Origin of the sequence: Mesorhizobium sp. M0854 (assembly GCF_040319815.1) — a bacterium.
Taxonomy (GTDB): Bacteria; Pseudomonadota; Alphaproteobacteria; order Rhizobiales; family Rhizobiaceae; genus Mesorhizobium.
The window spans coordinates 130,470-143,184 of record NZ_JAMYOL010000005.1 but is presented as its reverse complement, the minus strand read 5'-3'; the positions used below and the strand labels follow the sequence as shown (position 1 = coordinate 143,184).

The 12,715-nt window shown below is 61.7% G+C and carries 9 protein-coding genes; 5 read left to right on the top strand and 4 right to left on the bottom strand.

The features are described from left to right. Positions 1–47: 47 nt before the first annotated feature. Positions 48–869, top strand: coding sequence for an SDR family oxidoreductase (locus NKH99_RS11275; protein ID WP_352502944.1), 822 nt, complete (start codon positions 48–50; stop codon positions 867–869). A gap of 282 nt (positions 870–1,151) precedes the next feature. Here the strand turns inward: NKH99_RS11275 and NKH99_RS11265 are convergent, their stop codons facing one another. Then, positions 1,152–2,570 (bottom strand): DEAD/DEAH box helicase, encoded by a 1,419-nt coding sequence (locus tag NKH99_RS11265; protein WP_353014054.1) that lies wholly within the window; start codon positions 2,568–2,570, stop codon positions 1,152–1,154. Positions 2,571–2,957: 387 nt separating this feature from the next. Here NKH99_RS11265 and NKH99_RS11260 point away from each other — a divergent pair, with 387 nt between their 5' ends. Together NKH99_RS11260 and NKH99_RS11255 are read left to right on the top strand one after the other, a co-directional pair. Then, positions 2,958–4,490: an acyl-CoA carboxylase subunit beta gene (locus NKH99_RS11260; RefSeq protein WP_353014052.1), complete on the top strand. Its 1,533-nt coding sequence runs from the start codon at positions 2,958–2,960 to the stop codon at positions 4,488–4,490. Between the two features lie 7 nt (positions 4,491–4,497). Further along, positions 4,498–5,568 carry a M48 family metallopeptidase gene (locus tag NKH99_RS11255; protein ID WP_353014050.1) on the top strand — a complete coding sequence of 357 codons (1,071 nt, stop codon included), beginning with the start codon at positions 4,498–4,500 and terminating at the stop codon, positions 5,566–5,568. A 44-nt stretch (positions 5,569–5,612) separates the two neighbouring features. On the opposite strand, the gene NKH99_RS11250 is transcribed toward NKH99_RS11255, so the two are convergent. Next, positions 5,613–7,616 (bottom strand): hypothetical protein, encoded by a 2,004-nt coding sequence (locus tag NKH99_RS11250; RefSeq protein ID WP_353014048.1) that lies wholly within the window; start codon positions 7,614–7,616, stop codon positions 5,613–5,615. Next, positions 7,613–9,142, bottom strand: a complete 1,530-nt coding sequence (locus tag NKH99_RS11245; RefSeq protein WP_353014046.1) for an NAD(P)H-hydrate dehydratase — start codon at positions 9,140–9,142, stop codon at positions 7,613–7,615. The genes NKH99_RS11250 and NKH99_RS11245 overlap by 4 nt, the downstream gene beginning before the upstream one ends. A gap of 358 nt (positions 9,143–9,500) precedes the next feature. Between NKH99_RS11245 and NKH99_RS11240 the strand changes: the two genes are divergently transcribed. Further along, positions 9,501–9,839, top strand: coding sequence for a P-II family nitrogen regulator (locus tag NKH99_RS11240; RefSeq protein WP_019857988.1), 339 nt, complete (start codon positions 9,501–9,503; stop codon positions 9,837–9,839). 54 nt (positions 9,840–9,893) lie between these two features. After that, positions 9,894–11,303, top strand: coding sequence for a type I glutamate--ammonia ligase (glnA, locus tag NKH99_RS11235; protein WP_023675115.1), 1,410 nt, complete (start codon positions 9,894–9,896; stop codon positions 11,301–11,303). 116 nt (positions 11,304–11,419) lie between these two features. Here glnA and NKH99_RS11230 read toward each other — a convergent pair whose 3' ends face one another. Then, complete coding sequence (locus NKH99_RS11230) at positions 11,420–12,460, bottom strand: glutamine synthetase beta-grasp domain-containing protein (protein WP_023717535.1); 1,041 nt, start codon at positions 12,458–12,460, stop codon at positions 11,420–11,422. Between the last annotated feature and the right edge of the window lie 255 nt (positions 12,461–12,715).

Genomic DNA, 12,715 nt, shown 5'->3' with positions numbered 1-12,715 from the left:
TTCTTCACCGGTAGAGCACAGGCTAAGAAGAGCCGGCGGGGCGCAACATGACACTCTATCGGGCCAATCCGAAGCATGGCGTCGCCTGGATTACGGGCGGCAGCAGCGGTATCGGCCGTTCGCTGGCCAAGGATCTTGCCGCTCGGGGCTATGTCGTCGCGGTGACTGCGCCAGATGACCATCCGATCGATACGCTCATCGTCGAAACGGCGCAGATGGCGGGCCGTGTCGCAGCCTTTCCCTGCGACGTGACCGACGAAAAACGCATGGCAAAGACGGTTGCGGCGATCGAGAAAGATCTCGGTCCGATCGTGTTGGCAGTGTTCAACGCGGGAAGCTATATCGCAACGCCGGGCGAGGATCTTGTCGCGCGCAATTTTCGTCGGTCTTTCGAAGTCAATTATTTCGGCATCATCAACGGCCTGCTGCCGGTCATCGAACGCATGCGCGTGCGCTCGCGCGGCCACGTCGTGCTGATCGGTTCGGTCACCGCCTATTTCGGCTGGCCCACCACCGCCGCCTATGGTGGCACCAAGGCGGCGGTCAATATCCTGGCCGAGTCGCTGAAATACGATTTCGACAAGATGAACGTCCGCATCCAGGTGATTAATCCAGGCTTTGTCGACACGCGGCTGACCGAAAAGAACTTCCTGCCAATGCCGGGCTTGATGCCGGTCAATCTGGCCTCGCGCCGCATCGCGCAAGGCATCGAATACGGCGGCTTCGAAGTCACTTTCCCACGCCGCCTGAGTTGGACGCTGAAACTGCTCAGGATGCTGCCGAGGCCGTTCTGCCGATGGGTGATCAGCACGGTCACCCGCTGGAATGCGCGGCCGCTGAATTTCGACCGTAAGCCGCCAGTCGAGTAGGATCGGTAATGGGCGAGCGATCGTGTTTGCGGGTCGCTGGGGCGCCCCACATGAATTGGTGCCGGTCGACGATACCGGCGACCCGGACAACCACGTCATTGCCGGCGACGCTGTCGCCATCGACCACGGCTTTCCTCGCGCAGCGGATCGTCGTGTGGATCGAGGCGGTGGTAAAGTGAACCAAAGGCCCCCAAAGCAAGAGAGCGACCGAAGCATCGCTCCGGTCGCTCTCTTCAATCGTGTGTGACCAAGCCAGGCTTGGCCGACCGCAACACGGTCAGATTATGCGGCCCGCGCTGCTGGCCGCTTGCCGCCGAAGCGGCGCTTATTATTGCCCTTGAAGGGCTTGGCGCCTTCCGGCTTGCGCTCGCCCGCAAAGGCCGGCTTGTCGCCGAACCGCTTCTTGCCGAAGCCGTTGTTTGCGCCGCCGGGCCGCCTGCCGTCGCGACGGCCATTGTGGTCGTTGCGATCGTTGGCCGGTTCGAAGCTGCGCTCGTTCTTCTCGGCGGGATTGCGCTGCGGATCGGGGCTGCCGAGATGGTCGGCAACGATCGGCAGCTTGGTGCGGATGATGCGCTCGACCTGACGCAGCTTGCTGTTTTCAGACGGGTCGCAGAGTGTGATGGCGATGCCGTCCATGCCGTTGCGGCCGGTGCGGCCGATGCGATGGACGTAGCTCTCCGCCTCGTCCGGCAGGTCGAAATTCACCACATGGCTGATGCCGGGCACGTCGATGCCGCGTGCCGCAATGTCGGTCGCCACGAGAATGCGCACCGAACCCTCACGGAAATCGTTGAGTGCCTTCTGACGGGCATTCTGCGACTTGTTGCCGTGGATGACAGCGGCCTTGAAGCCGTCGCGCTCGAGATCCTTGGTCACCCTGTCGGCGCCATGCTTGGTGCGCGAGAAGATGATGACGGACTTCATCGCCTCACCGGCAAGCATGTTGGCCAGCACCTGGCGCTTCTGCTTGGTGCGGGCAAAGACGACGCCCTGCACGATCTCGGCTGCCGCGGTGCTGTGAGGAGCGACTTCGACGCGGATCGGGTTCTTCAGCAGGCCTTTCGCCAGTTCGGCGATCTCGGCCGGCATAGTCGCCGAGAACAGCACCGTCTGACGGTCCGGCGCCGTCGCCTTGGCGATGCGCTTCACGTCGTTGATGAAGCCCATGTCGAGCATGCGGTCGCCTTCGTCGAGCACCAGCCATTTGGTGTCGGCAAGCACGAGGTCGCCTTCACGCACAAGGTCGGTCAGCCGACCGGGCGTTGCGATCAGGATGTCGACGCCGGGCGCGACCTTCTTCACCTGGCTGAAGCGCGAGACGCCGCCCAGCACGAGCGCGGTCGATACATGCGCGCCCTTGGCGAGCAGCTTGATCATCTCCTCGATCTGCACCGCGAGTTCACGTGTCGGCGCCAGGATCAGCGCTCGGGCCGTCTTCGGCCGGCGCTTGGTACCAAGTGCGATGATCTTCGACAGGATCGGCAGCGCGAACGCCGCCGTCTTGCCCGAGCCGGTCTGGGCGATGCCGAAAATGTCGCGGCCTTCGAGCTGCGGCGGGATCGCCTGGGCCTGGATCGGCTTCGGATCGGTAAAGCCGGCGGCATTGGTGGCCTTGAGCAGTGCGCCGGTGATTCCAAGTGCGGCGAAACCGTTCGGTTCCGCAGTGTCCTTACCGATCAAAGTGTTTTCATTGGTCAAAATATTCTTCTTTCATGCGGCTCCTGGCCGCAAACATCGATGGCGGCAGGGCGCAACCTGCCGTCGAAAATTGTCATGAAACGACAAGGCGGGCGGACGTCATCGTCCGCACGGCTGCGCTGTCGTGCCCGCAGGCTTCATGCCACGGGGCTTTTTCGCCACCTTGCCGATATGTCGGGAAGAGGGAAAACAGACGCAACCAGTCTCATTCATCGAGAAGGCCGGAGTGTCCCGGCCCAAGCGCCTATGCCGCCGCATATGGCCCAGTTCGCATCGAAATGCAAGGGGCCCGATGTTGCAGCGCAGCAAAAGCCATGAGGAAGCGGCGCTTGCGCTCTCTCGCGGGCATGATTACCACAATGCAGCTTTCCGTTTCGGGGACCGGTCATGAAGGACGTGCTGAAGGAACTCGAGCGCCGCCGCGAGATCGCCCGCATGGGCGGCGGCCAGGCCCGCATCGACGCCCAGCACAAGAAGGGCAAACTGACCGCCCGCGAACGCATAGACGTCTTTCTAGACGAGGGCACGTTCGAGGAGTTCGACATGTATGTCGAGCACCGCTCGACCGACTTCGGCATGGAGAAAACCAAGATCGCCGGCGACGGCGTCGTTACCGGCTGGGGCACCGTCAACGGTCGCCCGGTCTATCTTTTCGCCAAGGATTTCACCGTGTTCGGCGGCTCGCTGTCCGAGGCGCATGCCGAAAAGGTGGTGAAGGTGCAGGAGATGGCACTGCGCAATCGCGCGCCGATCATCGGCCTCTATGATGCCGGCGGCGCCCGCATCCAGGAAGGCGTGGCAGCCCTCGGCGGCTACGCCGAGATATTCCAACGCAATGTACTTGCCTCCGGCGTCATTCCGCAGATTTCACTGATCATGGGCCCTTGCGCCGGCGGCGACGTCTATTCGCCGGCGATGACCGACTTCATCTTCATGGTCCGCGACACCTCCTACATGTTCGTCACCGGGCCGGATGTAGTGAAGACCGTCACCAACGAGACGGTCACCGCCGAAAGCCTCGGCGGCGCTTCCGTCCACACGACGAAGTCCTCAATCGCCGACGGAGCCTACGACAATGACGTCGAGGGGCTGCTGCAGATGCGCCGGCTGGTCGATCTGCTGCCCGCATCCAACACGGCGGAAATTCCCGAGATCGAATGCTACCAATCGGTCACCGATCACGATCTGTCGCTCGACAGGCTGATCCCCGACAACGCCAACAAACCCTACGACATCAAAGAGTTGATCCTTAAAGTTGCCGACGAGGGTGACTTCTTCGAGATCCAGCAGAATTTTGCGAAAAACATCGTCACCGGCTTCGGCCGTATCGAGGGCCGCAGCGTCGGCTTCGTCGCCAACCAGCCAATGGTGCTGGCCGGCGTGCTCGATTCGGATGCCAGCCGCAAGGCGGCTCGTTTCGTGCGCTTCTGCGACTGCTTCTCGATCCCGATCGTCACCTTCGTCGACGTGCCGGGCTTACTGCCCCGCACCGCGCAGGAAAATGGGGGGGTGATAAAGCCCGGGGCCAAGCTTCTGTTCGCCTATGCCGAAGCGACCGTGCCGAAAATAACCGTCATCACCAGAAAGGCCTATGGCGGCGCCTATGACGTCATGGCGTCAAAGCATTTGCGCGGTGACATGAACTATGCCTGGCCAACGGCGCAGATTGCGGTGATGGGGGCCAGGGGCGCGGTCGAGATCATCTATCGCAAGGACATCGGCGACGCGGAGAAAATTGCAGCACACACAAAGGCTTACGAAGATCGCTTCCTGTCGCCCTTCGTTGCCGCCGAGCGTGGCTATGTCGACGAGGTGATCATGCCGCATTCAACACGCCGCCGCATCGCCCGCGCGCTCAGGATGCTGCGCAACAAGGATATGCAAAACCCCTGGAAGAAGCACGACAACATTCCGCTGTGAGGGGTTGATGTCGCGCCTGGTCTTCTACATGGGAGCGCGCTTCGGCAGGTTTGCCGTCCTGCTTTTCGCTCTGCCGCTGTTCTGCCCAACAGTCTTATGGTTCTGGTTTCTCGACCGGCATCCGCTCGCCGTCATCGCGGCTGGCGTTGTTGCGATCCCAGCTGCGATGCTGGGCATGGTTCTGTTGATCGGGACATTGTTCGCCGGTTTTCGACCCAGCAAGGTGGACGGGATCACTCGGGAATCAGCCCCGAAATTATGGGCCATCTGGGAGAGTATTGCCGGCAAACACCGCGCCAGCCGGACTACCATCGTGCTGAGCCCCGATCTCAACGCCAGTATCGGTGAAGAGCGGCCGTTTCTGGGCCCGCTTGGTCGCAGGGCAATTCTCACCGTGGGCCTGCCGCTGCTCGCAGTGACCGACCAAAAGGGGTTTGCGGCGATCTTGGCCCATGAGGACGCCCATCTGAAAAATAAAGATACAAATGGCGGGCTCAACCTGGCCGAACTCGAAAAGAGCTTCGATCTAATCTTCGACTTCGCCCCACCGGGAAAAACAGTTTCGGCCAGCCTGTTCTACTGGATGCTTGGCCCGCTGTCGCGCACGCTGGAGCGCGAAGAAATACGGTTGTCGCGGCGGGCGGAAATTGACGCGGATCGTCATGCAGCGATGTCCGGCGATGCACATGAAGCGGCCCGCGCCCTGCTGCTGGTCGGTGCCGCCAGTGCGTTCTTCGATGACCAAGTGTATATTCCGCTTAAACGTGAACTGCTTGGCACCATGGTACCGCCTCGTCCACCACTTGAAAGAGTTCTGGCAGCCGCCAGTCACCTGTCGAGGCTTCCCATCCTGCAAGAATATGCGCAAAAGGCCTGGGACGCGCCAGATAACGAAAGCGCGGATCATCCGCCCTGGTCCGAACGTTTGACTGCTCTTGGATTTAGCTCGGCTCCAGAGATAGAACCAGTTCTGGTTTCCGCCTTGTCGAGCCTGCTGAGCGATGAGATCGTCGCCGAACATGTCCGCCATTTCGACGGCGAATGGACATCGAAGATCGCCGACTATCTCGATCGATAGCTATCCACCTGAAACTATAGCGGCTAATGCCCAGTCGGCGCAGGCTATTCCGCTTCCGCCGCTCCGAACCCGCCCCCCCTCGTCGCGCGGACAGCGCCCGACCATGGCGTGGCGTGATTGTCGATGCGCATCTGGAAGATAAAATAAGTCGGCGAGCAGAAGCCGATGCCCTTCACTTTGCCGATACCGGGTGTATCGGGCGGCAGCGACTGGCACATGTAATCCTCGCGGCAGAAATGGTCGGCCGAGCAGGCAGGACGATTGCCGCGATTGACGGCGCCGCCCAGGCACTGGTCGAAATTATTGGTCGCCACGCAGGTGTCGAATTTCTTGCCGCCGACCAGCCCGCAAATCTCGTTGGGCATCGGCTTGCCCGTCTTGAAGGCGGCAAAGCTGCGATCCCGGTCATCGCAGCCGCGATAGGCGATACCCGCCGGCACACCGATCTTCGGCGGTCGGCAGGTGTAGGCGACGCGCGAAATGCCCGGCGCGAACGCGGCGAACTGACCGGTGATGGTATAGCGGTCATTGAAAGGCCGTGCCGGGTTGCTGGCGATCGAGCCGGTCAGGCACGGATGACCGGAGAACATCTCTTCGCTATCCTTGGGCAGCAGGCATTGCGCTAGCTTGGTGCGCACGCCGGACGCGGTGGTCAACGGCGTGCAGACGGTGCCGGCACCGCATTGCCATGTCGCGCCGAAGCGGGCCGCATCCTGTGGCATCAGGCAAGGCATCGCCATCTCGGCCGGCGAATAGGCGATTTCGCCGGCATCGTTCCAGGTCGCCGGCGGCGCGAACGATAACGGGCGAAAGCGGTTCGGTTCCTTGCCGTCGGCAGTCGCGTGCAGCCAGGCGACGCGGCGCGGGATGTCGGCGTGGAGATGCGGCGAGATGCCGACCTCGATGCGGTTGAGCGGCGAGGTCGTCTTATCGTCCAGGCCGATGAAATGGAAGCCGGCGGTCGAGCCCGCCTGATGGCAGCCCTGGCAGGCGCCGTTGTCCAGCCGCTCGACCAATGCCTCCGGCGTGCGCACCAGCTTCAGCGCGGAGAAATCGACACCAGCGAAATCCGCGGGCTGGAACAGTGGCGTGAACGGGTGGTTCGCCTGCCTTGCACTGCCGAAGGTCGACCACGAAATGACCTTCCTTGCCAAGAATTCATCGGGGATTTGGTAGACGCCGAGATCGACCGCCGCGACATTGGGGCGGACATAGTTGGCAAGTCTTGCTTTCAGCGCAGCGTCTTCGGCGAGACGTGCCGTGTCGGGCGTGTTTTCCAGCGGCTTTTCGCTGACAGCCGCTCCGTCGATGCCGAAAATTCGCATGAGATAGGCAGCCTGCCCGCCGAATTCGGTCTCCTGGCCGGAGGGGAAGCGCACCACTTGCGCATTGAGCTCGAGCTGCTTGAAGGTGAGCGCCGTCCTTTCCAGCGGCCCACCGGTCAGCCAGCCGGCATCGACGCTCTCGTCGAGTTGTGGTGCCCAGCGTCCGGCGACGCCGACACAACCGCCGTCGGCATCCGGCGCGGCATCGTAGACGGCACTGAAATTGAACGGCAGGCGCGAGGCCAGAACCTTGCCGTTCTTCTTGAAGCCGTAGGCGAGGCGATAGATGAAGCGCACTTCGCCGCAACTCGTGTCGCCTTGCAAGGCGGCGAAGTCGCGCCGGTCGAGCCGGTTGACCACGCCGACAAGGCGGAAGCGTGCGGCCTCGGTCCTCAGCCAGCGCATGTCCATGACGCGGCCAACATTGCCGTCGGTCACCTCGTAAAGCGGCCGGCCGCCGGCCTTCATCTCGGCCCGCAATGCCGCGACGTCGCTTGCAATCGTTTCGACGATCGCGTGGTAAGCGGGCGCCTTATCATAAAGCGTTTTCAAATCGCCGTTGCCATCGACGCCGAAAATGCCGGCGAACCCGTAACCGTTGCTGTCGAGAGCGGCGAGAACGGCCGGGTCGTCGACGATCGTCAGCGGAGTTTCGGCGTTCGCAGCCTGCGCCATGAATACGGCGCTGACGATCGCAACGAGCAGCGCGAACATGCGGTTCATTCGGCAGCTATCCCGCGACTTTCGATAAGCTCGCGCAGGACCGGCACCAGCGCCAGCGGCAGGTCCTCGGCGATCAGCCCCGGTCCGAAACGGCTGCCGGCCTCGGCATGGATCCAGACTGCCGCACAGGCCGCTTCAAAGGCCGGCATGCCCTGCGCCAGCAGCGCGGCGATGATACCCGACAGCACGTCGCCCGAACCGGCGGTGGCCAACCAAGGCGCGCCATTGCCGTTGATCGCTGCCCGGCCATCGGGGGCCGCAATCACAGTGTCGGCACCCTTGTAGACGAGAGTGGCGTTGGCCCGTTCGGCTGCGGCGCGTGCCTTGGCGAGTTTGGACAGGTCCTTGTCCTCGGCGATATCTGAAAAAAGCCTGGCGAATTCGCCGTCATGCGGCGTCATCACCAGAGCCGGCGCGCTCGGCCGGCTGGCGGCTTCGAACAGGGCATCCGGCGCGTCGCGAAACGAGGTGACGCCGTCGGCGTCGAGCACCAAGGCCTCAATCCCGCCGCCCTGCCCATGGGCGCCATTCAGCACGGCCAGGGCGAATTCGCGCGTCTTCTCACCAATGCCAAATCCCGGGCCGAGCACGAAGGCCGATGGCCGGCGGCTGCCGACGAATTCGTCCACATCCGCGACAGTGTCTAGCTTGCGCAGCATGATCGAGGTCAGATGCGCCGCGTTCACATGGATGGCGTTCGCCGGCGACAGCAAGGTGACGGCCCCTGCCCCGCTCCTGGCCGCGGCAAGCGCCGACAGCCGCGCAGCACCCGTCGCCGACGGCCCGCCGGAAAAGACGCCGACATGGCCGCGTTTATACTTATGGGCGTCGACGGCCGGAACCGGAAAGCGGCCAAGCCAGAGCGCCGGAATGTTCTCGAATGTTCGTGGTTCAAGCTGCGCAACAACACTGTCGCTTATGCCGATATCAGCGAGCACGATTTCGCCGCACAGCTCGCGCCCCGGCAACAAAAGATGGCCTGGCTTTTTTCGCGCGAAGGTCACCGTGGTCCGGGCCCGGAAGGCCTTTCCTAACACATTGCCGCTCTCGCCTGAAACGCCCGACGGCAGGTCGACCGCGACAACCGGCAAATTCAATTCCGCCGCAATGTCGATCACCTTGGCGGCGTCGCCGGACAGCGGCTTGGACAGCCCCGCCCCATAGACCGCGTCAACCACGACCGAGCCCATCTCGGCAACGAAATCCGACAGCGGCCGAGCTTCAACCGGGCATTCCGAGGCAGCGAGTGCCGCATCACGGCCGCGTTTGGGCGATCCGGACGCCCACATAGAGACATCGACGGCGCTCTCCCGAAGGATGCGCGCCACGACATAGCCGTCGCCGCCATTGTTGCCGGGGCCGCAAAGCACATGGACGCGCGTTGCTTTCGGGTAGCGCTTGAGCACCACGGCAGCAACCGCAGCGCCGGCATTGCGCATCAGGCCGATGCCGTCGAATGGACCAGCGGCAATCGCCAGCCGGTCGGCCTCGGCCATTTCGGACGGAGAAAGAAGTTCGTGGCTCATGCGGGCGACATGCACATCATCTGCCGAAGCATTGTCCAGTTTTTGATCCGACGCAAACTACGAAGGTTATGAAACACACCGGCAATGCCCGGAGCGACGAGTCGCAGGTCCGCAGCTGCCCATGAAATATCCGATCTGCCCATTTTTTGTGCGGACGACGGGACCGGCGTTGTTTAGGCTCGTGGCGCTCATGGCGCATCCGACGCGGAGAATGACGCGAATGTACATTCCCGCGTAGCATGGTATCCAAATCATGTGAGCCCACCCGGCACCCCATCAATTGGCACAGTTCGTGCTTGATTGAGGCGCAAGCGGGGCTCACAACCCGTCTTTTTTGGCAGTGGAGGCCACTTTTTACATGAAAAAGATCGAAGCGATCATCAAGCCATTCAAGCTAGACGAAGTGAAGGAAGCGCTTCAGGAGGCCGGCCTGCAAGGTATCACCGTTACCGAGGCCAAAGGGTTTGGCCGCCAGAAGGGCCATACCGAGCTTTATCGCGGCGCCGAATATGTCGTCGACTTCCTGCCGAAGGTGAAAATCGAAGTCGTGCTCGGCGACGATGCGGTCGAAGCAGCGATCGAAGCCATCCGCAAGGCGGCCCAGACTGGCCGTATCGGCGACGGCAAGATCTTCGTCTCCAACATCGAGGAAGTGGTGCGCATCCGCACCGGGGAAACCGGCATGGACGCCGTCTGAATTTTCCCGTTAAAAGGCCATGTTCAAAACGTCATCACATAGGGAAGCAGGGACATGACGACAGCCAAAGACATCATGAAGCAGATCAAGGACAACGACGTTAAGTTCGTCGATCTGCGCTTCACCGATCCGAAGGGCAAACTGCAGCACGTTACGATGGATGTCGTCGAGGTCGAGGAAGACATGTTTGCCGATGGCGTCATGTTCGATGGTTCCTCGATCGCTGGCTGGAAGGCGATCAACGAGTCCGACATGGTGCTGATGCCGGATTCCGATACGGTGCATATGGACCCGTTCTTCGCGCAGTCGACCATGGTCATCCTGTGCGACATCCTCGATCCGATCTCCGGGGAGTCCTACAATCGCGACCCGCGCGGCACCGCAAAAAAAGCCGAGGCCTACATGAAGGCCGAAGGCATCGGCGACCAAATCTTCGTCGGTCCTGAAGCCGAGTTCTTCGTGTTCGACGACGTCAAGTACAAGGCCGATCCTTACAACACCGGCTTCAGGCTGGATTCGACCGAACTGCCGTCCAATGACGACACCGACTACGAGACCGGCAACCTCGGTCATCGGCCGCGCATCAAGGGCGGCTATTTCCCGGTGCCGCCGGTCGATTCGGCGCAGGACATGCGCTCGGAAATGCTCACCGTGCTCGCCGAGATGGGCGTGCGCGTCGAAAAGCACCACCACGAAGTGGCCGCCGCACAGCACGAGCTCGGCATCAAGTTCGACACGCTGGTCCGCAACGCCGACAAGATGCTGATCTACAAATATGTCGTGCACCAGGTCGCCAATGCGTATGGCAAGACGGCCACCTTCATGCCGAAGCCGGTGTTCGGCGACAATGGCTCGGGCATGCATGTCCACCAGTCGATCTGGAAGGAAGGCAAGCCGACTTTCGCCGGCAACGAATATGCCGGCCTGTCTGAGAGCTGCCTGTTCTACATCGGTGGCATCATCAAGCATGCGAAGGCGATCAACGCCTTCACCAACCCGCTCACCAACTCCTACAAGCGCCTGGTGCCGGGCTATGAAGCGCCGGTGCTGCTCGCCTATTCGGCACGCAACCGCTCGGCCTCGTGCCGCATTCCGTTCGGCTCGTCACCGAAGGCCAAGCGCGTCGAGGTCCGCTTCCCCGATCCGGGCGCCAACCCCTATCTCGCCTTCGCCGCCATGCTGATGGCCGGCCTCGACGGCATCAAAAACAAGATCCACCCGGGACAGCCGATGGACAAGGATCTCTACGACCTGCCGCCGAAGGAATTGAAGAAAATCCCGACCGTCTGCGGCTCGCTGCGCGAGGCTTTGCAGAGCCTCGACAAGGACCGCGGCTTCCTGAAGGCCGGCGGCGTATTCGACGACGACCAGATCGACAGCTATATCGAGCTCAAGATGGCCGAGGTAATGCGCTTCGAAATGACCCCGCATCCGGTCGAATACGATATGTATTATTCGGTGTGATCCGGATCGTTGCAGCCAATAGAAAAAACCCCGGCAGAGACGCCGGGGTTTTTTATTGTGGTGCGATTGGAGAGAAAGTCACAGCGCAGACCTGAGGTCCACGCCATGACGAATGCTCAAGCCGCTGCCGAAACCTCGGCGCTGGTCGGGACGGAGGCGATCGTCTTCAATATCTGCGAGGCGATCTGGTAGGGGTCGCCCTGCGAATTCGGCCGGCGATCTTCGAGATAGCCCTTGTAGCCGTTGTTGATGAAGGAGTGCGGCACGCGGATCGAGGCACCGCGATCGGCGATGCCATAGCTGAACCTGTTCCACGGCGCGGTCTCGTGCTTGCCGGTCAAACGCTTGTCGTTGTCCGGCCCGTAGACGGCGATGTGATCCATCAGGTTCTTGTCGAAAGCCGCCATCAGCGCTTCGAAATACGCCTTGCCGCCGACTTCGCGCATATAGGCTGTCGAGAAGTTGGCATGCATGCCCGAGCCGTTCCAGTCGGTGTCGCCGAGCGGCTTGCAGTGATATTCGATGTCGATGCCGTATTTCTCGGTCAGGCGCTGCATCAAATAGCGTGCCATCCACATCTGGTCGGCGGCCTTCTTGGAGCCCTTGCCGAAGATCTGGAATTCCCACTGGCCTTTGGCCACTTCGGCGTTGATGCCTTCATGGTTGATGCCGGCGGCAAGGCAAAGGTCGAGATGCTCCTCGACGATCTGCCTGGCGACGGAGCCGACATTGCTGTAGCCGACGCCGGTATAGTACGGGCCTTGCGGCGCCGGATAGCCGCTCTCGGGGAAGCCGAGCGGGCGGCCGTCCTTGTAGAAGAAATACTCCTGCTCGAAGCCGAACCAGGCGCCCTCGTCGTCGAGGATGGTGGCGCGTTTGTTGGACGCATGCGGCGTGACGCCGTCCGGCATCATGACCTCGCACATGACGAGCGCGCCATTAGTGCGGGCGGGATCCGGATAAACGGCGACCGGCTTCAAAACGCAGTCGGAGCTGTGGCCCTCGGCCTGCATGGTCGAAGAACCGTCGAAGCCCCACAGCGGAAGCTGGTCGAGCGTCGGAAACTCGGCGTAGTCCTTGACCTGCGTCTTTCCGCGAAGATTGGGAACCGGGGTGTATCCATCGAGCCAAATGTACTCGAGCTTGTATTTCGTCATTCTAGCCTCTCGTTGCTTGATCACCGAACCCTGGATGGCGCCGGGGCGAGCCGGCCTATCCAGCAGCCGACCTGCCGGATTACTAAAATGCAATTCGTGTGCCATTCTCGCCGGCGATGGATGCGGCAAAAGTGAGGTTGTATCCGCCCAAAATCGCTGGTCCGCTGTCATGCTGCGTTCGGATCATCCACAAGCACATTTTGCACAAATAATATGCAAGTACTGATCTTTTCGTAATCATATTGCCTATTTCGA